Below are 20,975 nucleotides of genomic sequence, written 5' to 3' on the forward strand. Positions count from 1 at the left end.
TACCCGAATTCAATAAACGAGTACCCGAATTCAATATACAGCAGTTTGCTTTTGCACTGAATTCTTTTTTGATAAACGTTTGAATTACGTATAAATTGTTTAATTTGTATCTAAAACATTCAAAAGTTATAGATGATGTTTCACATCTTTACTTAAAAAGATACAAAACATATTTAATTAATTTTATTAAAACAGAAAGTATCAACTATGAATTGAGGAATCAAAAGCATGACTGCAACCTTCATGAAGCTGCCTAAGTTTCGCAATACTCAATGGGTGAGCTTTATTGGTGGAGAAGGAGTTGTACGCAGCTACACACCTGAATCTGGCACATGGACTTATCTCATTGAGATGGCATTAGGGCTAGAGCCTGACTTTGGCAGAGTTGGTGCAGAAACGATGATACTCCTCACCGAGTCAGATTTGCAGACGACATAATCAGGCTTTTAACAAGGCTACAACCTAGTATTCCTCTCATCCGTTAGCTGACTTAGTAGAGTGTCAAGTAAAAGTTGACGCATTAACAATGCATTTTTTCTGGTGGAGCCATATTCTTTGGATTCTCTATCCCCGCCCTGAATTTTTTGCTACCGACATTTATCGTAAATATGCTCCCGACTTGGGACGCGATGCGTTTTACTCCTGGCTCGATCGCTATTTCTTACTGCTGCAACTGCCGTTAGGAGTTCTACTGTATCTACTAGGTGGCTGGTCGTTTGTAGTTTATGGGACGTTTGTCAGGATAGTTTTCCTCTGGCACACAACTTGGTTAATTAACTCAGCGACGCATTTGATTGGGAATCGAACATTTGAGACCAAAGATGGATCTCGTAATCTCTGGTGGGCAGCACTCCTAACCTTTGGGGAAGGCTGGCACAACAATCACCATGCTTACCCTAATGTGGCAAAGGCTGGCTGGCAGTGGTGGCAGGTAGATGTAACGTGGTGGGCAATTCAAACACTGAAGACACTGGGGTTAGCCAAAAAAGTGGTAATGCCTCCTGCGAATCTCAACTGAGGCTCGATTGTATTCAATGACTTTCTAAATATGTTCTTAAACATTTAGAACTTTTACCAGCCGAGTAGCCGCGTGTCATATCTTGTTAAGGAACTATCATGAAACAACTTGTTATTGCTGAACGCGTATGCCTCATTGGTCATATCGTGTCAATGGTATTTGGATTGGTAGGAATACTAATAGTTGTACCTAATGCCCAAGTAATTTTGAACTTATCCGAGGTTGGACAAACTGCTATGCAATGGAGTATGGCAGGAGGCGGTGTAGTTTATATGATTTTAGGCGCGGTAGGTGTTTTCTTGTATGCCACGCGGACTTTGGGTTTAGGTCGCGCTTTGGCATTTCTGTTGCCATCTGTATTTATTTCTCTAGGAAGTGAATTACTAGGAACCAGTACTGGTTTTCCATTTGGCCATTATAGTTACCTAAGCGGTTTAGGTTATAAGATTGCAGGTTTAGTCCCATTTACAATTCCCTTGTCGTGGTTTTATTTGGGATTTGTTTCTTACTTACTAGCACGTGCAGGTTTAGAAGTGGACAAAAAACCCAACTTGTGGCGTCATATAAGTGCGATCGCATTGGGTGCTTTATTACTAACCTCCTGGGATTTTGTTCTCGATCCCGCAATGAGTCAAACTTCCCTGCCCTTTTGGTATTGGCAACAACCAGGCCCCTTCTTTGGAATGCCTTACCAAAACTTTGCAGGGTGGCTGGGTACTAGTGCGGTATTTATGACTGTGACTGCACTCTTGTGGAGAAACAATCCAATTAACTGGGATCGATACCTGCGGTGGGCTTTGCCAACGCAACTTAATATACCTTTAGCAGTTTATTTAAGTAACTTTGCTTTCGCTACAGTCATGAGCTTAACAGCTGGATTCTTTGTACCCGTGTTGCTAGGCTTATTACTGGGTGTAACTCCCGCAGTGCTGCTGTGGTTGAAAGGCTCATCTATACCCGGACAAGTTTCCACTGAACAACCAGAAATCTCTGTAGCTAGAGTTATTGCAGTGAAATGAAAGGGCATTGAGCATTTGGTATAAGAGGCAGAGGAGCAAAGGGGCAGAGGGGAAAGACTTACTACAACTTCTCCTCTGCTCCCTGTTCGCTGCTCTCTGCCCCTTGCCATTCCCACTTGGAGAGTTCTTTTATCGGCAATAAACTGGCTTCAATCTCCTGGCGCACAACGTCTGTGATCTCACAGTTGCTATTAAGGCAATCGATAAGCAACAGATTGGCATCGTAATATTGCTGCAATACTTGCTGTTGCTGTGGGCTGAAATGCCAGTGATGCTGAATGTTTTGATGCTTGGCGATCGCAGTTTTTAACTGTTCCATCCAAGCAGGATAACTTGTTTGCCACCATGTTTGAATGCTTTCTCTACTTTGTTCTGGATCGGGCAGTAGGTCTTTAAGTTCTTGTAAAGCTTGATGTAAGCCAGCATCTTGAACAATTGCTAAAGCACTACTCAGAGCATCGTTGCACCCATAGACATCGGCAAAATTAGATTCGCATTCCATTACTAGGTTATCTAATACCGCATCCAAAAAAATATCTCGATCGAAGATGCAGACAAAAGCAAAGTACGGGGTAAGGTGAGGAGTCCTAGCCAGGGCAAGATAAAACGCCCGAATTGCAGCAGGCACAGGAGCAGCGAGAGACTTTTGACTTGTCCAAGTTAAAAATTTTTGCAAATATGGATCTTGAGCCGCTAGCGCATCAACTTCTTGCTTCATCAACTGCATTAGAAAATCTGCATTCCGCAGCATAGCAACCGTTAACAAAAAGATTTCACGCCACCTGGGTTCAGTAATATGAGTCACCAGACGTTCTAACGGTTGTTTTAATGCTTGTAAATTATAACTAGCAACGATTTTTCGAGCAGTCAGGTATTCTTGAAACGTCAAATAAGAGAAAGAGAAAATCCCCCGCACTCGTTCTGCTAGTAATCCATGTTGCAACTCTATCGCCTGAAGTACCCCTTTACTATCTAATTCCAATTCCTCTGGTTCTGTGGAGGCATTCGGCAAATCACCGATATAATCGCTAATGTATTGCTCAACAATGCGTTGTTCAAAAAAGTAATTACCCTGCTCAAATGTCGCGCTAGCAACTTGACTCAGCAACTTAAGTTTTTGTGGTAATAAAAAACCTTCGTACACTTCATCCCGCTCAATTGCTTTAGTTTCGTCCCATTTCCCCAAGAGCAGGTCTAAACACTGCTTATAAAACGCAGCTTTTTGAGTTGGAAATTTGTTATGATGATGAAAAACCCAGCAGGCGAGATGCAAAAACAACGGAGTGACAGCAAGTCTTTGAAATTGTAAATTTTCGGGTAAATCTAGTTTCTTAATAAACTCAAATGCCTGTTCTTGTTTATCCTGAATGTTGGTTTTCGTAACTGCTGTAAACCACTTTTGAGCAAAAGTAACAATTTGATCTTGACTAAAAGGGGCAATTTCAACATCTGTAAAGCGTCTGAGGTTCAAAGCTTTAGCTGCCGTGCGGCAGGTGACGACAAACATATTCTTTTGATACTTTTCAGATAGTCTGCGAATCTCATTGACGACACCCTTACTCTGTTCATGGAGTACTTCATCTAATCCATCCAGCAACAGCAACACTCTGCCCTCTAACAACAAAGTTTCCAGCACAGATGGATCTGAAATTCCACAGGTGAAGAATTCTTTGCAAATATAGTTGAGTAAATGGAACTCTCCTACAACTCTCGCTTCGTCGGCAAAATCTCTTAAGGTGACAAAAATAGGAACCCGATTTTCTGCAAATCTCCCTCGGTTGCATTGAATCGCCAGATGTTGTAAAAAAGTGGTTTTACCTGCTCCCGGTTTACCCAACACCCGCAGCTTTGAGTAAGTTTGAACTGCCGCGATCCCCGCGATTTGCGTCTGGGATACTTCACCTAAACCAAAGCGATCGAATTCTTTTGATGTAAAGTTTTGCAAATCAGCAAACTCTAACCACTGAAGGCTGGCAATTTCCTCCAAAATGTTGACATCGATATAAATGTCGTCGATTCTAACGGGGCGAGTAACATCTAATAGCTGCAAAGTGCCGCACTGGTGTTGAATTTTGTCGAAGCGTTGCGATCGCACTTGTTGTACTAGAGCATCAATATCTAAAAATTCAGCAGTACCAAGTTCTTTTGATTCAGAGAATTCTTCTGGTGGATTAGCCGCAATCTCCCGCCAATTCAACGACAACACAGAACAAATTTCTATAAAGATATGACGCTCAACGGGACGCCCACTAAAAAACCGCCAAATTGGTTGGCGAGTCTTTAAGTTAACTTCAAAAGCCAAATCTTCTTGTGTCCACCCTTTATGAGCGAACGCTTTTTTAGCTTGTTGAATCCCGGCGAGGGATGCTTCGAGCGATCGCTTGACCATAGGAGCTTACACACATCAAATAATAATTCTTCAATTTGACATTATTACAACATACGGTTTTGAAACTACTTAGAAACCAAGTGAGCTATTTTGGCTATTTTTAAATGTTAATGATTTCTTTCAAGCATCTTCAGCCAATATCCTGTAATTGCCTTTTCTCAGTAAGTCGAGTAGTTAAAGTATTTTTTGTAACTGGATATTGAGTTTTAGAGAAAGTTATTGTATATCTAGTACCTTTAGTGGTACGGCAAGCTTCAAATTTATTGTACAATTAAGTACTCATAATTATTGTACCACTTCTATACGCTAGTGTACTTGTGTGTAAAGTTAGTTTGTTATAATTAATATTTAAATAAATCAGATTAAGCTAGTTTTAGATTTTAAATTTTGGATTTTAGATTAAAATCTAAATCTAGAATCTAAAAAAGTTTTCAAATCTCTCCGTTTACGGAGATGAAAAATAAAATTTTCAATAGTTAAGCTTCTTTTTTATAAGAAGAGGTTAATCTAAAAGACGCTCCTACGTCGTTAACGCTACGCTATCGCAAATCCAAAATCTAAAATCGAGTGACGAACTTTATTGTTTGTGTACACACCTACAGCTGATAAGAAGCCGTCAAAGCTACCGCCAAAGCATCCGCAGCATCATCCGGCTTAGGAATATCATCTAAATCCAACTCCCGCGCCACTGCTTCTTGCACTTCCGACTTATCGGCATTGCCATACCCTGTTAAAGCTTGTTTAATTTGAGCAGGAGTAAACTCTACATAAGGAAGACGACGCTGGCCCAACACTAAAATGACTATACCCCGCGCCTGTGCAACCAGGATTGTACTTGACATCCGATAGAAAAATAGCTTCTCGATCGCAACCAAATCTGGTTTAAATTCCTCGATCACAGTGTGTAAATCATCAAACAAGGTACATAAGCGCAGTCCCATTTCCACATCTGCCGAAGTTTTGATTACCCCAAAATCCAGCATATTTACTGTAGTCTCTGGTATCTTGTTAGGAGTTTGTGTGCAAGTAATTGCCCCAAATCCTAAAATTGCCAGTCCTGGATCTAATCCTAAAATTCGTTTTTCCATTAAATTCACTTTTATCAAGCTAGGGTATTGTTTAACTAGGAATACTGGCAATTTTGACCACTTGCTCTTAGTCTAATGGGATAGACAAATATAATAGTTTCACGCCGAGTGTTTTAAACCAACTGGTGTAAATTTTCTGTTAATTATTGTTTGTAGCACTGCTGTAAATCAGGTATGTCAATTGGTTTTCTCAGACAAGCCCTCAACGCCCTGCAAAAGCAGTCGCGCTCTCGTACTTCCTATCGGGTTAACCAGTGGTTCAAATGGTTATCCCCTGGACTATCGGTAAAACGTTGGTTGTTGATCAGTATTGGGGGTGTACTGCTGGCGAGTTTGGGGTTAGCTATCTGGATTAAGCTCACCCCAATTTTTTGGATGATCGAGTTTTTTAGGAATCTTCTGGGAGTAATCACCAACATTTTACCCAACTATGTTAGTGGGCCTTTGGTGCTGCTTGGCGGCTTGCTGTTAGTGCTTTGGGGGCAAACTCGCACTGTCGGCTCAATTACTAAGGTACTAAGAACAGAAGGCGGAGAAGAACTCATCGATGTCTTACTGGCACATCATCGATTGTACCGAGGCCCGAAAATAGTGGTAATAGGTGGTGGTACCGGACTTTCTATGTTGTTGAGGGGACTCAAAACCTACAGCGCTAATATTACTGCTATTGTTACTGTCGCCGATGATGGTGGATCTTCTGGGCGGTTGCGTCAAGAATTTGGAGTGTTACCACCAGGGGATATTCGCAATTGTTTAGCTGCACTAGCAGACGAAGAAAAGTTATTAACAGAATTGTTTCAATACCGTTTTCGGGCTGGAGATGGGTTAACGGGTCACAGTTTTGGTAATTTGTTTTTAACGGCAATGAGTGATATTACTGGAGATTTAGAACAAGCTGTTGCAGCCAGTTCTAAAGTGCTAGCAGTACGGGGACAAGTACTACCAGCAACTCTCAGTGATGTTCGTCTCTGGGCAGAATTAGCCGATGGTCGTCGCATTGATGGGGAGTCTAGCATTCCCAAAGCTGGCGGTAAAATCGTTAAAATTGGCTGCATTCCAGCTAATCCTCCAGCAGTACCAGCAGCTATTAAGGCAATTAAAGAAGCTGATTACATTATTATTGGCCCAGGTAGCCTTTATACCAGCCTAATTCCTAATTTACTAGTACCAGAAATTGCCGATGCGATCGCTCAAACAGATGCCCCCCGTATTTATATCTGCAATATAATGACTCAACCAGGAGAAACTGAAGGATACACTGTTGCAGATCACATCAGAGCAATTGATGCTGCTTGTGGGGAAAGACGGTTATTCGATGCTGTACTGATACACAAAAAATCCCCCTCAGAGCAATCACTCATCCGCTACGCCGAACAAAACTCCCATCCGGTTTTCCTAGATAGAGAAGCCGTAACTCAGCTAGGACGAAGGATTGTTCCAGCTAATGTTTTGTATGAAGATGAAACGGGTGTTATCCGTCACAATCCGCAGAAACTAGCACAAGTGTTGTTGCGGTGGTACGGTAGAAGTCAGCCCCTTCGGGGAATTCAAAATTCAAAATTTAAAATTCAAAATGAAGGAAAATAAAATTAGTCATTAGTCTACACAAAGGACTAATGACTAATAACTAATAACTAATAACTAATTATGAAAATTTTTCTTGCAGATACAGAGGCGACCCTACGCTTAGGTATTACTCTCGGTGAATCCCTAACTCCTGGCAGCGTAATTTTACTAGAAGGTGATTTAGGTGCTGGTAAAACTACCCTAGTTCAAGGTATTGGCAAAGGTTTGGGAATCGCTGAACCTATTGTTAGTCCCACCTTCACCCTGATTAATGAGTATACGGAAGGACGCCTCCCCCTTTACCATCTAGATTTATATCGGCTAGAACCACAAGAAGTTGCAGCCCTGAATTTAGAAAGTTACTGGGAAGGTGTTGAAGTCATACCAGGAATTGTGGCAGTTGAATGGGCAGAACGATTGCCCTACAAGCCAGATAGCTATTTAAGTGTGAGCTTGACTTATGGGAATGAGGGCACTCGTCAAGTCGAACTCATCCCATTCAATTGTGCCATTAGCGAAGTCATTGCCGCGATTTAAGCTCATCTCCCGACTTAAGTACGAGAAATGTGACTTTCTTGAAAATATGTAATACGAGAAAATTTTTGCAAACAGTCAAGGGAGAACTCCACACTCGTTCTATCTGCCACTACCACGCTCACCACTGTCAATTACTAACATTGTTATCTCAACCCAGAATAAATTAAAAAATTTTGTAACAGCAGCTTGATTACTGCAATAATCAGTTAAAAAAACTGATTTAAATGGTCTATAAATGAATAAAATGTAAACTGTTGTTGGGTTAAATAAGAATTTTCACAAAACTTAGTCAGCTTAGTTTTACCCGATTGGTTCTCTACTGTCATTAAAAGAACAAATCTGGATTATTTAGCAGCCAAAGCTAGTAGAGATAAGTTAAACAACATCAAGCAAGTTATGCAGAAGTTGTCTAACTTTTCCTTATCCTCAATATACCCAAATTAAAGTCATAATATATACACAGAAATACTGAATTATCAAATATTTGAAAATTAATTTGAATAGCAATAAATTATTTTATTCACATCTGTAATTAATACTGATATCAATAAATTAAATAAAACATCTCGTATTTATACATAACTATCGTATAAATACGAGATGTTTTTTCCTTTACTAATTGATATGAATAAGTCTACGTAGATGCACTAATTATCTTTAATAAAAGAGGCGATCGCCTCCTTTATCGGAGAACCAGAGTCGTCTCTGGTATAGTATGTAAGACCTTTATCAATGAATGCAGAAGTAGTATTTATTAACTGCTCAATAATCTCCAAACTGGCATTATCTATTTCTGGACTGACTTTTTCACCTGTAAATCGGTTTTTTCGCTCTTCTGGAGGTAACACAATGCGAGGATCTTTATAAGTCTCTTCTGGCTTGGCTTTAAATGTCTCATTTAAGTCAAACTGAAGTCGTAAGTAACGTTTAGAATCGTATCCACCCATAATTTGCCGACAAATAGTACTATCAATCTCAGATGTAGGTTCCATAAAGATATTAGTAAGATTTTGTATCCAGTCTAAGCCTCTCCATTTACTTATTTGCTTATATTGATATGGTTCACCAGTTTGACCTGTGCCAATAGAAAGAATAGAAATATCTTCCAATTGCAGATTATCCAGTTTATATTTTTGCTTAATTATTGGAGAGACTGAAGATTGACTGATCCTCATAACTAAACTCAAAGCTGCAAGACAAGGGTTGTTAGCAGAAACTCCTCCATCAATATGTGGGAATTCCCAATCACCAAATTTTTCTTTATCTACAGGTTCTAATTTATATGGTGGAAAAAAAGTAGGAGCTGAGGCAGAAGCAGTACATATCTGCCATAAATAACAGTCATCGTACCATCTGTCTCCTAAATCGGGATGGCAATTAGTAAAAAAGGTTGTATTCCGATATAATGTATCGTATGCAAGAATCAAAATAATCGGTTTTTCAATATCTTTTATTCTTATAGATTTATACGTATCTTTGAGAACGCTAATAATTCCATCATGAGAATATTTAGGTGGTGAAAATACATCAAGAATTGATTTGATGATGGACGGCAAGTTTTTATAGCGTTCTTTTCTATCTAGCGGGAATATATCTTGACCTCTATCTTTATAGAGTTTAATGAGTTCATGGCTCTCCTTTCCTAAAGCGATCGCTCCTGCTAACATTGAACCAGTGGAAGTGCCAGAAATCAAATCAAAATATTCGTATAAAAAGTTTCCTTTGCCCTGGTTTCTAATTTCTTGTTCTACTTCTTGAAGTATTCGTGCTGCAACGACTCCGCGAATACCGCCACCATCTAAAGCTAAAATTTTGAAGGACATAGCAATTCTATTTGATTATTTCTATGGTTATCGAACAGAATTCAGGAGTCAGTTGTCAGAATGGGCTAAACCTTAGCTATCCGCTAACAGAATTAATTTTGGCAGAAATTGCGGATAGAGAGGCTGCGCCTTAAGCGTAGCTATGAGCAACGCAGGAGCGATTAAAGTTTTGACTTGAAACCCTTATAAATAAATTTAGAGTTTCAAGTTGCCATCTCTAATACAGCGACTAGTCAATACCCTTGGGTTAAAAGGTAAAGGAAAAAAATAAGGATTGTCGTCCCCAATTTTAGCTTTAACCAAACGGCATTGATCTAGTCTTAACTTGGGATAGATGAAAATCTTGCCAGTTCAAGTATGGCTTTGATGTCTAATTATTGGTCTACTACATAAGCTTAAATAAATATTTCCTATAAGAAAGTTAAAGCTTGACCCCGCACTTGTGTATTTACCTGACCTTTGTCATAAACTACTTCACCACCGACAATGGTAGTTGTAGCCCAGCCGGTAAGGTTCCAGCCTTCAAAGGGACTCCAACGGCATTTGGTTAATAGTTCTTCGCGCCGGACTGGACGGTATGTGTTTAAATCTACAAGTACTAAATCGGCATCATAACCAGGCGCGATCGCTCCTTTATTGGGAATACCATAAGCCACAGCTACATTTTTTGACATCCAGTTAACAACTTGAGCAACACTACACTTTCCCTCCATCGCCGCAGTTAACATCAAAGCTAGAGAAGTTTCTACCCCAGGCATTCCCGAAGGACTATTGGGGTATTCTTGAGCTTTTTCTTCTAAGGTGTGCGGCGCGTGATCTGTAGCAATAAAATCAATCACGCCATCGCGCAAAGCTTGCCAGAGAACTTCGTTATCATGGGGCGATCGCAAAGGTGGATTCATCTGTGCTAAAGTGCCAATCTTCTCGTAAGCACTGGTATTCAACAACAAATGCTGTGGTGTCACTTCTGCTGTTACCCAACTAGGTTTCTCCTGACGCAGCAAATCTGCTTCTTCGGCAGTTGACATGTGCAAAATATGCAAACGACGTTGATATTTTTGAGAAAGTTTTAATGCCAGTTGGGTTGCAAGCAATGCCGCTTGATTATCTTGAATTTGCGAGTGAACGGCTGGATCGTGGATGTTGGCAAATTCTTGGCGGCGTTGGTTAATTCTAGCTTGGTCTTCGGCATGAACGGCAATCAAGCGATCGCCTTTAGCAAATATCGCCTCCAATGCTGTTTCGCCATCAACTAACAACTGACCATGCATCGACCCCATGAAAATTTTAATTCCCGATGTTGGCTTTGCTAAGAGCAAATCTGGTAGATTTTCTGCTGTTGCCCCAATAAAAAAGCCATAATTAACCAAGGACTTTTGTGAGGCACGTTGTAGCTTGTCGTCTAAAGCCTGCTGTGTCGTTGTCAGGGGGCGCGTATTGGGCATTTCTAAAAAAGAAGTGACTCCCCCTTTAGCACAAGCGCAACTGGCGGTGAATAAATCTTCTTTGTGTTCTAGTCCAGGTTCCCGGAAATGCACCTGCGGATCGATGACTCCTGGCAACAAAGTTAACCCTTCTGCGTCAATTTCAGTGGCTAGTGCCGTTTGGGAGATTTCTGGTGCAACTTCGACTATTTGGCGATCGCGGGTCAATACATCCCCAATCATCAGTTCACCATTGGGTAGAATTATGCGAGCGCGACGAATCAGTAAAATTTGTGGAGATGACATAGGGTTAATAAAGTTGAGATAGGGAGCTATGTATTACAGAGAATTATGCTTTTAGGTTAAACTTATTCGCGATCGGAGTAACCAATTTTTGCCGGGCGTTAAAAAAAAGTTTATTTTTAATTTATGAACAACCCCGTCAATCAATTTTGGATTTTAGATTTTAGGTTGTATCTTTGGTGCGCTTTCAGCGCAGCTTGGATTTTGGATTGACCGTAGCCTGAAAGGGATGCGGCTTGGGTATTTTACATTGGTTTCGCCCACCAGAGGCGAGTCATGACCCAGAACAAACACCCTAATCTAAAATTGCTAATCAAGATGGGAGCATGACTAGGAAATTAAAATTTCCCGTTAAGATTAACAGATAAAGTCTCACTAGGCGAGTTAATTACCTACATCTTTCCTTCAGTTAAGTAATTTCATGCAAAATAAAGTGTCTGATAACAACTCTAGTCAACAACCTGATAATTCTTGGATCGCAGAGCTAGGTAGAACGATTGTATTAAGCATTGTTCTAGCTCTGGGAATTCGTACCTTTGTTGCTGAAGCACGCTGGATTCCTTCTGGATCGATGGAACCGACTCTGCATGGTACGCCAAACCAGTGGGAGGCAGATAAAATCATTGTCGATAAATTGAAGTATAAATTTGCTGACCCGCAACGGGGAGATATTGTAGTATTTTCGCCAACAAAAGAGCTACAAAAAGAACAATACCAAGATGCTTTTATTAAACGTGTAATTGGCTTACCTGGAGAAAAAGTACAACTTAAGGATGGCAAAGTCTATATCAATAACAAACCCCTCCCAGAAAGCAATTACCTCAGTTCTGGTCAGACTACAGTCATTGATGTTTGCCAATCAGGGCCACAACCACCTTTTTTGGCAAAACCCCAGACTATACCAACAGGTTCATACTTAGTACTAGGTGATAATCGTAACAATAGTTATGATGGCCGCTGCTGGGGTGTTGTCCCCCGCGAGAATATTATTGGACGGGCTGTAGTTCGCTTCTGGCCTCTAAATCATGTTGGAGGAATAGATAAATCGCCAATATATCCATAATTAACAATATTATTATTGATGCTCCCCTGGTTGAAGAAGTAACACCAGTGCTTACTTGTTGGGAAAATCAGGGGAGTCATTAGTCATTGGTCATTAGTCATTAGTCAAGAGTTAGAAATTCTTCTCGTGCTCCCCCTGCCCCTTGCCTCTCACTGCTATGATGCCTTACTTAGCCAAGATTTTACTGTATCCAGTTAAGTCACTGGATGGTGTTGAAGTTGAGAACGCTAGAGTTATTGCCAGTGGCGCACTACAATATGACCGCGAGTTTGCTTTTTTTGACGAACAGGATAGATTTGTGAATGGCAAACGTCATGCTAAAATCAATGTAATAAGAGCGCAATTTGCACTCTTAAATAGAACTATCTCGTTGCAGATCCCAGGCGGCGACTCACAACAAATTTTTCATCTGGATGAGGAACGGCCAGCATTAGAAGCAACTATGAGTAATTTTTTTGAGTTTGCTGTCACATTAAGGCAAAATTCTCTGATGGGTTTTCCTGACGATACATACTCACCTGGCCCAACGGTAATTAGTACAGCAACATTGGCAGAAGTAGCTTCCTGGTTTCCCGGTTTAAGTGTAGATGAAATACGCCGTCGGATGCGTGCCAACATCGAGATTGATGGTGTACCAGCATTTTGGGAAGATCGACTATTTAGTGAACAAGGTGATTTAGTCTCCTTTCGAGTGGGAGATGTAGATTTTTTTGGGGTTAATCCATGTCAGCGTTGTATTGTGCCAACACGCGATTCTTATTTAGGAAAAGCTTACCCAAACTTTCAAAAAATCTTTGCAACTCAACGACAAGCAACTCTACCAAATTGGGTTGCTTCATCGCCTTTTAATCACTTTTACAGATTGAGTGTCAATACTCAATTAGCCCCATCGTCAGCCGGAAAAATTTTGCAAATCGGCGATAAGGTTGACATATTTATACAATAAAATTAACATTTATTTAAAGTAAAAAATATTAAGTAAATTTTTTAGATTTTTTTATTTTTACTCTGAACTTATATAAAAATTTTAAAGTTGTACTTAATTTTTATATAAGTCCAAGAGTTTTCAGACCGGATAATCAAGACCTCAGCAATTAAAAATTAAATTTAGGATTGGGTACTAATGACGACCTGAATTTTAGAATGGCATACTGTAGCTTATCAGTTAAATTTCATTTCATCCGAGAAAATCTGATAGAACTGAGTCAATTCAGGTGCAATATCTACGACGGGTTATGACGCTCGTTCGCTCACTGTGCCGTAGGCAAGACTCGCTATCGGCGTTGCTAAGTTTGAAAATTAGACCTTGGAGGAATTTAGCCAGTCAAAAAAATAGAAAATAAATTTCTGTATTTTTTTATACTTTATACTTAAATAATATGCCATATAAAATGCATAATACGCCGTAATTATCCTGATATTAAATGTAGCTGATATGGCAAAAATATCCCTAATGTATGCTGGGGAAGAATTAAACAACAATGTTATCCAAACTTCAGCCGATCAAATCTATTAATCGCTTAGTTGGCAAAGTTTATGCCAATATGCCCCTGAGGTATGTTCTGATTGTGCCCTTTATATTGCAAATTTGTGGCGCGGTGGGACTTGTAGGCTATCTTTCGTATCAAAACGGCCAAAAAGCGGTAACGGAGCTTGCTAATCAATTAGAAAATGAAATCTGCGATCGCATTGAACAACATCTTGATAAGCATTTAACAACCCCGAAGCAAATCAATCAAATCAACTTAGATGCAACTGAGCTAGGTATGCTCAATCTTTCAGACTTTAAAACCACCGGAAATTATTTTTGGAAACAAATGCAGGTTTTTAATGTTGGCTACAACAGCTTTGCCAACTCCAAAGGTGAGTTTATCGGTGTTGAACGTTTAGATAATGGCAGGCTCTTAATTAATGAAGTTACCGAAAAGCATGGCATCGGGAAACTTTATGTTTACGATACGGATTTGAAAGGCAATCGCCGCCAGCTTCAACAAGTTAAAAATTACGATCCTCTTATAGAAGCGTGGTATGCAGATGCAGCCAAGATGGGCAAACCCATTTGGAGTCAAATTTATCAATGGGAAGATAAACCAGAAGTCCTATCTATCTCTTCTAGCTATCCTGTTTACAATAAAAATCAGAAACTTGTTGGGGTGATTAGTGTTGATTTGCTATTGTCACAAACTAGCAATTTCTTAGCAAATTTCAACACCAAAAAATCGGGTAAAACTTTTATTTTAGAGCGTTCCGGGTTAATAGTGGCTTCTTCTACTACTGAGTCACCATATACCATCATTAATCGTCACGCAAAACGCCTATCGGCATTAGACACTGAAGATTCTTTAATTCGACTCACAACCCAGTCTTTGATCAAACGCTTTGGTAATCTTGGGTTTGTTGTTGGGAAGCAACAGCTAAGTTTTACCGCCGATGGAATGCGTTATTTTGTCCAGGTAAAAAACTGGAGGGATGAACTGGGTTTAGATTGGCTAATTGTGGCGGTGATTCCCGAAGGCGAATTTATGGAGGAAATTAATGCTAATACCCACATCACTATTTTGCTGTGCATAGGTGCTTTTTTAGTCGCTACAAGAATTGGGATTTTGACTAGTCGCTGGGTAATCAAGCCGATTTTAGAATTAAACACATCAGCGAAGAAAATTGCTAAAGGTGAATGGAAGCAAATACCAGAAATTCAGCGTTCCGATGAACTAGGGGAACTAGCCAAGGCATTTGAAATTATGGCAAAGCAACTCCAAACATCATTCAATACTTTAGAAGCAAAGAATGCTCAGATGCAAGTCTTAAATGAGGCGCTATCTCACAGTCAGAGTCGGCTAACTCAATTTTTAGATGCTATGCCAATAGGTGTATTTATTATAGATGCTGAAGGTGAACCTTATTACACAAATAAAATAGGGCAGCAAATTCTTGGTCGAGGAGCGATCGCACAAGTTAGCAGCGAAAAATTGTCAGAGGTATATCAAGCTTACCTTGCTGGGACAGATCAACTTTACCCCAGCGATCGCCTGCCGATATTGAGAGCATTGCTTGGGGAAAGCGCCAGGATCGATGATATGGAAATTCGCCATTTTGACAAGAGTATTCCCATTGAAGTTTTGGGAAAGCCAATTTATGATGAATCAGGAAATCTTGCTTTTGCGATCGCCACATTTTTTGATATTACCCAACGCAAACAAGCAGAAAACTTATTAGCAGAATACAATCGCACCTTAGAGGCTCAAGCAAAAAAACGTACTGAAGAGTTCCAGCAAGCGATCGAGCAACTACAAACCACCCAACAAGAACTAATTCAATCGCAAAAAATTGCCGCACAAGAACAACAAGCAGCCATTCGTGAAGCGGCGCGAAGCACCGCCGCCAACCTTGCCAAAAGCGAATTCCTTGCTAATATGAGCCATGAACTGCGTACGCCACTCAATGCCATTCTGGGTTTTAGCCAAGTCATGAGCCGAGATTATTCTTTATCTAGCGAACATCAAGAAAACTTAGCAATTATTAATCGGGCTGGCGAACATCTACTTAACTTAATTAACGACATTCTAGAAATGTCCAAAATTGAAGCTGGCAGAATCACATTAAATAGCAGCAGCTTTGACTTAATTCATGTGTTGAAGAAATTAGAAAAGATGCAACACGCAAGTGCTGCATCTAAAAATTTAGAACTAGTGTTTGAATATGCACAAAACATTCCTAAATACATAGAAACGGACGAAAATAAACTGTGTCAAGTCTTGCTTAACCTCTTGGGAAATGCCATTAAATTTACTAATACTGGGAGGGTGACACTAAGGGTGAGATTAGGGGCTGGGGGCTGGGAAACTGGGGAGCAGGGGGAGCAGGGGGAGCAGGGGGAGATGAGGGAGCAGGGGGAGATGAGGGAGCAATATCCTCCTTATCCCCCTCATCCCCCTCATCCCCCTCATCCCCCTCATCCCCCTCATCCCCCTCATCCCCCTCATCCCCCTCATCTCTTCTTCGAGGTACAAGATACTGGCTGCGGTATTGCCCCACAAGAAATTGACTTGTTGTTTGAAGCTTTTGAGCAAACCGAAATCGGCAGAAAATCCCAACAAGGGACGGGACTGGGTTTAGCGATTAGCCGAAAATACGTGCAACTGATGGGAGGAGATATCACTGTCAACAGTATACCGGGTGTCGGTAGTAGATTTGTCTTTAATATTCAGATTGCTTTAGCTTGCCCCAGAGAAATCCCAATAAACCAAATTAAATACCAAATTCTAGCTTTAGCGCCGACTGAGAAAGCATACCGCATCTTAGTAGTTGACGACTCCAAAGAAAGCCGATTCTTGCTAGTTAAAATTCTTACATCTGTTGGCTTTGAAGTCAGGGAAGCTACAGATGGTAGTGAAGCAGTTGCTAATTGGGAATCTTGGCAACCACACTTAATTTTTATGGATATGCGAATGCCGGTCATGGATGGTTATGAAGCGACAAGAATAATTAAAGGTAAACAAAGAGAGTATCGAGTGGCTAATGAATTACGGAGGTTCCCAAACTCAAAACAGCAGGTGTCGTCAGGGAGCCAGTACCTTGCAGAAGGATTCCCCGATTCCGGTGAGTGCGAAGTTCTCAAAGTTGTACCCCTATTCAAAAGCCAGCTAGGCGCGACGTCTCCCACGCTAGAAGCAACTGGTGTCATGGAAAATGATGCAAATGATGCGTCCACAAAGCGATCGCCAACAGCTCTGGCTCCCCCTTCTGACTTTTCTGAGGCAGAGCAAAATTGCTCCAATACAGACACGATCGTTATTGCCCTAACTGCTAGCGCCTTTGAAGAAGAACGCCAGAAAATTTTATCTATTGGCTGCGATGATTTTATTCGCAAGCCATTCATACAAGAAGTATTATTGGAAAAACTGAGCCAACATCTGGGTGTAAAGTATACCAACCAAGTAGAAACCACAAACACAACAGTTGTCGAGCAACCCACACAGATGTTTATCAGTGTTAGCGAACTCCTGAGCCGTTTATCACAAATGTCACCTGAGTGGCTCCAACAGATTTACTATGCCGCAGCTAGCTGTAGCGATGAACTGATTTTAGAGTTACTCAAGCAAATTCCATCAGATAATAGTCAAGTTTTTAAAGTTCTCAGGGATTTAGCAAATAACTACCAGTTTGAGAAAATCATGGAATTGACTAAAACAAACGTAGAATGAATTACGAGCATTTAGACCCTAATAAAAAAGATATTTTGATCGTTGACGATATGGCGGATAACCTCCGGGTTTTATCCTCTATATTGACAAGGGAAGGGTATAGCGTTCGTAAAGCCTTGAATTGGCAAATGGCACTGACAGCAACTCAAACAGTATTACCGGATTTGATTCTACTTGATATTATGATGCCAGAAGTAGATGGCTATGAAATTTGTCAAACCTTAAAAGCTTGGGAGCTAACAGCCGATATTCCGGTGATTTTTATTAGCGCTTTAGATGATGTTTTTGACAAAGTGAAAGCTTTTAAAGTAGGTGGTGTAGACTACATCACCAAACCTTTTGAGTTCCAAGAAGTTTTAGTACGCGTGCAAAATCAACTGGCATTGAGGTCAGCGCGATTAGAAATATTGAAGCTAAATGTTGAATTGGAAGATCGAGTAAAACAGCGAACTGGGGAGCTAGAAAAAACTCTCCAAAAACTCCAAGAAGAAATTAATTCCCGCCAGAAATTGCAAAGTCAACTGCTAGACATAGCGCTGCATGATTCCCTAACTGGATTACCAAACCGAGTTTTGTTTATTAGGCGACTAAAAAATGCTTTAAATCGAGCCAAGGAAGAATCTAGTTACCAGTTTGCACTGCTTTTTTTGGACTGCGATCGCTTCAAGGTGATCAATGATTCCCTTGGACATCTGGTAGGAGATGAATTGCTAATAGCGATCGCTTACCGCCTGCAAGCATGTCTCATACCTACTCATACTCTAGCACGATTGGGCGGTGACGAATTTGGAATTCTCCTAGAAAATATTATAGATATCAATATGGCAATTCAAGTTGCCGAACAGATTTTGCAACAGTTATCACTCGCTTTTAAGCTGTCCAGATATGAAGTATTTATGAATGCCAGTATTGGGATTAGTTGGGGTAATAAAGATTATGATCGCCCAGAGTATTTGCTACGGGATGCTGATACAGCAATGTATCGAGCCAAGGCTCAAGGAAGAGCCAAATATCACGTTTTCAATCCAGCAATGCATCAAGAAGCTATTCAGCTTTTAGAGTTAGAAAATGATCTGCGAAGGGCTGTTGAAAGACAAGAATTCCTCGTTTACTATCAGCCAATTATTTCCTTAGTTACAGGCAGAATTTCTGGATTTGAAGCCTTGGTACGCTGGCAACATCCGATTCGCGGTTTGGTTTCTCCTATAGAGTTTATTCCTGTGGCAGAAGAAACAGGTTTGATTAATGCCATAAATACTTGGGTATTACAGTCAGCTTGTCATCAACTGAGCATCTGGCAACATTATCCAGTCACACCAGAACCTCTAACTATGAGTGTCAATTTGAGCGCACGGTTATTTTTACAGCCTAATTTAGTAGAACAAATTGACCGAATAATTTCTGAAAATAAAATAAATCCTGCATACTTAGAATTAGAAATTACAGAAAGTGTAATTATGGAAAATACTAATGCAATTGAAATAATTCTTCAACAACTAAAGCAGCGCCAAATCAAGTTGATTATGGATGATTTTGGTACAGGATATTCTTCTTTGAGTTACCTACACAGCTTTCCTTTTAATGCACTAAAAATTGATAAATCTTTCGTTAAACGTATGCAAGAAAATAAAGAGAACATGGGACTAGTACCAGCAATGATTGGCATTGCCAACTCAATGGGAATGAGTGCGATCGCTGAAGGTGTCGAAACCCAAGAACAACTAATCCAATTGAGAAGTTTAAACTGTAATTTTGCTCAAGGATATCTATTTTCTAAACCCATAGAACAACAATTGGTTATTAAGTTACTTGCTTTATCACCTCAATGGTAGCTATCAAATAACACCTATAAAAGTTTCATTGTTGACCCTCGGCTAGATAATATACTGCTGTAATTAGGCTATCAAGTTTGCAAAATTCCTAATTGAGTTGTGAAAATTATTGTAGAGGCGTAGCAGCTTGCAGCAGGCTAACGCCATCTCAAGTACTGGGGGATTTAGACTAGAAATACAAGTATTTCAGTGAAATTGATAAAAATTTTTCAGCACTGTTTCAAATAAGTCTTTACTGTTTTCAACTATTACAAACATAGCTTTTTATACACAATGCCTTTAAATCAAATTAATTATCATAAAAAAAATATTTTAGTAGTCGATGATACCCCAGATAATTTGCGGCTTTTATCAGCGATGTTGACTACACAAGGTTTTGAAGTTCGCAAAGCCTTAAACGGTAAAATGGCGCTGACTGCCTGCCAAATGGTTTTGCCAGATGTGATTTTACTGGATATCAATATGCCCGATATGGATGGCTATCAAGTATGTCAAAAGCTGAAAGCTGATGAGAAAACTTGTGAAGTGCCAGTAATTTTTATTAGCGCCTTAGATGATGTTGTAGATAAAGTAAAAGCCTTTGGTGTTGGTGGTGTAGATTATATTGCAAAACCTTTTCATGGGGCAGAGGTTGTGTCACGAATTGAAAATCAGATTAATTTACGTTTGCTTCAAGTTAAACTACAAGAAAAAAACTTTTTACTTCAACAGGCTCTTGACAACTTGAAAGCCTCTCAAGTTCAACAGATTCAGAACGAAAAGATGGTAGCGCTGGGACAGTTAGTGGCTGGGCTTGCTCATGAAATTAATAACCCTATCAGCTTTATTTATGGGAATCTCCAATATGCTGGTCAATATGTAAAAGACTTAGTGAATCTGATTGAGGCTTATCAACAGGAATATCCCAAAGCTACACCAAAAATTCAGCAAATAGCCAAAGATATAGACCTGAATTTTATTATTAAGGATCTGCAAAACCTGATAGGTGCAATGTATAGAGGATCTGATCGCATTCAGGAAATTGTACTAGCACTACAACGCTTTTCTCGGCATGATGAAGCAGAGATGAAGCAGGTCAATATCCACGAAGACATCGAAAACACTTTGGTGATGTTACAACATAGACTCAGGGAAACAGCAGATCGTCCCGCAATTATTATAGTGAAAGATTATGGTAACTTGCCCTTAGTCACTTGTTATGCGAGTGAATTAAACCAAGTATTTATGCATCTGTTGAATAATGCTATTGATGCAATAGAAGAGGGAGTGGGGAGTAGAGAGTGGGGAATGGGGAATCTATCTTTAGAAGAGGGAGTGAGGAGTGGGGAGTGGGGAATGGGGAATCTATCTTTTAATCCTTACTCTCTACTTCCTACTCCCCAAATTAGGATTCACACAGAGGTGACTGAGTTAAATATGGTCAAAATTGCGATCGCAGATAATGGCCCTGGTATTGAAGAGTCGTTGCGATCGCGTTTATTTGATCCATTTTTTACCACAAAACCTGTGGGCAAAGGTAGTGGGCTAGGATTATCTATTAGTTATCAGATTATTGTCCAAAAACACCAAGGAAATATTACCTGCACTTCTTCTGTTGGGCAAGGAGCAGAATTTGTGATCGAAATTCCCATCAAGCAACAAGAGCATTAGCCAACAGAAAACTTAGTAAATTATCCTTTGAAAGGGGAATGTAAAACCAATACAATTAC

13 protein-coding genes and 1 pseudogene are annotated in these 20,975 nt (G+C 40.1%); 10 read left to right on the forward strand and 4 right to left on the reverse strand.

Annotation, left to right across the window (positions count from 1 at the left end):
* Positions 1-228: 228 nt before the first annotated feature.
* The 3 genes and pseudogenes from CDC33_RS22835 to cruF all read left to right on the forward strand — a co-directional run bounded on the left by CDC33_RS22835 (position 229) and on the right by cruF (position 2,037).
* Positions 229-438 carry a hypothetical protein gene (locus CDC33_RS22835; protein WP_109010849.1) on the forward strand — a complete coding sequence of 70 codons (210 nt, stop codon included), beginning with the start codon at positions 229-231 and terminating at the stop codon, positions 436-438.
* Positions 439-535: 97 nt separating this feature from the next.
* Positions 536-1,018, forward strand: a pseudogene (locus CDC33_RS22840) (fatty acid desaturase); the annotation flags it as partial.
* 98 nt (positions 1,019-1,116) lie between these two features.
* Positions 1,117-2,037 (forward strand): gamma-carotene 1'-hydroxylase CruF, encoded by a 921-nt coding sequence (gene cruF, locus CDC33_RS22845; RefSeq protein ID WP_109010850.1) that lies wholly within the window; start codon positions 1,117-1,119, stop codon positions 2,035-2,037.
* A gap of 61 nt (positions 2,038-2,098) precedes the next feature.
* Here cruF and CDC33_RS22850 read toward each other — a convergent pair whose 3' ends face one another.
* Positions 2,099-4,426, reverse strand: coding sequence for an NACHT domain-containing protein (locus CDC33_RS22850; RefSeq protein WP_109010851.1), 2,328 nt, complete (start codon positions 4,424-4,426; stop codon positions 2,099-2,101).
* Between the two features lie 596 nt (positions 4,427-5,022).
* The gene (gene ruvC / locus CDC33_RS22855) at positions 5,023-5,514 is read right to left on the reverse strand and encodes a crossover junction endodeoxyribonuclease RuvC (protein WP_109010852.1); all 492 of its coding nucleotides are present in this window, start codon (positions 5,512-5,514) and stop codon (positions 5,023-5,025) included.
* A gap of 174 nt (positions 5,515-5,688) precedes the next feature.
* Between ruvC and CDC33_RS22860 the strand changes: the two genes are divergently transcribed.
* Both CDC33_RS22860 and tsaE read left to right on the forward strand, forming a co-directional pair.
* Positions 5,689-7,101: a gluconeogenesis factor YvcK family protein gene (locus CDC33_RS22860; protein WP_109010853.1), complete on the forward strand. Its 1,413-nt coding sequence runs from the start codon at positions 5,689-5,691 to the stop codon at positions 7,099-7,101.
* Positions 7,102-7,161: 60 nt separating this feature from the next.
* Positions 7,162-7,617 carry a tRNA (adenosine(37)-N6)-threonylcarbamoyltransferase complex ATPase subunit type 1 TsaE gene (tsaE, locus tag CDC33_RS22865; RefSeq protein ID WP_109010854.1) on the forward strand — a complete coding sequence of 152 codons (456 nt, stop codon included), beginning with the start codon at positions 7,162-7,164 and terminating at the stop codon, positions 7,615-7,617.
* A 647-nt stretch (positions 7,618-8,264) separates the two neighbouring features.
* Here tsaE and CDC33_RS22870 read toward each other — a convergent pair.
* Positions 8,265-9,440 (reverse strand): patatin-like phospholipase family protein, encoded by a 1,176-nt coding sequence (locus CDC33_RS22870; protein WP_109010855.1) that lies wholly within the window; start codon positions 9,438-9,440, stop codon positions 8,265-8,267.
* Between the two features lie 410 nt (positions 9,441-9,850).
* Positions 9,851-11,170 (reverse strand): dihydroorotase, encoded by a 1,320-nt coding sequence (locus CDC33_RS22875; RefSeq protein WP_109010856.1) that lies wholly within the window; start codon positions 11,168-11,170, stop codon positions 9,851-9,853.
* 418 nt (positions 11,171-11,588) lie between these two features.
* Here CDC33_RS22875 and lepB point away from each other — a divergent pair, with 418 nt between their 5' ends.
* From lepB to CDC33_RS22900, 5 genes are all read left to right on the forward strand, one after another.
* Positions 11,589-12,230: a signal peptidase I gene (gene lepB, locus CDC33_RS22880; protein ID WP_109010857.1), complete on the forward strand. Its 642-nt coding sequence runs from the start codon at positions 11,589-11,591 to the stop codon at positions 12,228-12,230.
* A 160-nt stretch (positions 12,231-12,390) separates the two neighbouring features.
* A complete protein-coding gene (locus CDC33_RS22885) occupies positions 12,391-13,176 on the forward strand; it encodes an MOSC domain-containing protein (protein ID WP_109010858.1) in 786 nt (261 codons plus the stop codon).
* A gap of 535 nt (positions 13,177-13,711) precedes the next feature.
* Positions 13,712-17,434, forward strand: a complete 3,723-nt coding sequence (locus tag CDC33_RS22890; protein ID WP_109010859.1) for an ATP-binding protein — start codon at positions 13,712-13,714, stop codon at positions 17,432-17,434.
* Positions 17,431-19,266, forward strand: coding sequence for a two-component system response regulator (locus CDC33_RS22895; protein WP_109010860.1), 1,836 nt, complete (start codon positions 17,431-17,433; stop codon positions 19,264-19,266). The genes CDC33_RS22890 and CDC33_RS22895 overlap by 4 nt, the downstream gene beginning before the upstream one ends.
* Before the next feature lie 273 nt (positions 19,267-19,539).
* Complete coding sequence (locus CDC33_RS22900) at positions 19,540-20,916, forward strand: hybrid sensor histidine kinase/response regulator (protein WP_109010861.1); 1,377 nt, start codon at positions 19,540-19,542, stop codon at positions 20,914-20,916.
* Positions 20,917-20,975: the final 59 nt, after the last annotated feature.

The sequence above is a fragment of the Nostoc commune NIES-4072 genome (genome assembly GCF_003113895.1).
Taxonomy (GTDB): Bacteria; Cyanobacteriota; Cyanobacteriia; order Cyanobacteriales; family Nostocaceae; genus Nostoc; species Nostoc commune.

Excerpts from the sequence above, each read along its gene's own strand:
- lepB (WP_109010857.1), top strand. The coding sequence starts at position 11,589 with ATGCAAAATAAAGTGTCTGATAACAACTCTAGTCAACAACCTGATAAT.
- CDC33_RS22900 (WP_109010861.1), top strand. The coding sequence starts at position 19,540 with ATGCCTTTAAATCAAATTAATTATCATAAAAAAAATATTTTAGTAGTC.
- CDC33_RS22835 (WP_109010849.1), top strand. The coding sequence starts at position 229 with ATGACTGCAACCTTCATGAAGCTGCCTAAGTTTCGCAATACTCAATGG.
- CDC33_RS22885 (WP_109010858.1), top strand. The coding sequence starts at position 12,391 with ATGCCTTACTTAGCCAAGATTTTACTGTATCCAGTTAAGTCACTGGAT.
- CDC33_RS22890 (WP_109010859.1), top strand. The coding sequence starts at position 13,712 with ATGTTATCCAAACTTCAGCCGATCAAATCTATTAATCGCTTAGTTGGC.
- CDC33_RS22850 (WP_109010851.1), bottom strand. The coding sequence starts at position 4,426 with ATGGTCAAGCGATCGCTCGAAGCATCCCTCGCCGGGATTCAACAAGCT.
- tsaE (WP_109010854.1), top strand. The coding sequence starts at position 7,162 with ATGAAAATTTTTCTTGCAGATACAGAGGCGACCCTACGCTTAGGTATT.
- CDC33_RS22895 (WP_109010860.1), top strand. The coding sequence starts at position 17,431 with ATGAATTACGAGCATTTAGACCCTAATAAAAAAGATATTTTGATCGTT.
- CDC33_RS22870 (WP_109010855.1), bottom strand. The coding sequence starts at position 9,440 with ATGTCCTTCAAAATTTTAGCTTTAGATGGTGGCGGTATTCGCGGAGTC.
- CDC33_RS22875 (WP_109010856.1), bottom strand. The coding sequence starts at position 11,170 with ATGTCATCTCCACAAATTTTACTGATTCGTCGCGCTCGCATAATTCTA.
- cruF (WP_109010850.1), top strand. The coding sequence starts at position 1,117 with ATGAAACAACTTGTTATTGCTGAACGCGTATGCCTCATTGGTCATATC.
- CDC33_RS22860 (WP_109010853.1), top strand. The coding sequence starts at position 5,689 with ATGTCAATTGGTTTTCTCAGACAAGCCCTCAACGCCCTGCAAAAGCAG.
- ruvC (WP_109010852.1), bottom strand. The coding sequence starts at position 5,514 with ATGGAAAAACGAATTTTAGGATTAGATCCAGGACTGGCAATTTTAGGA.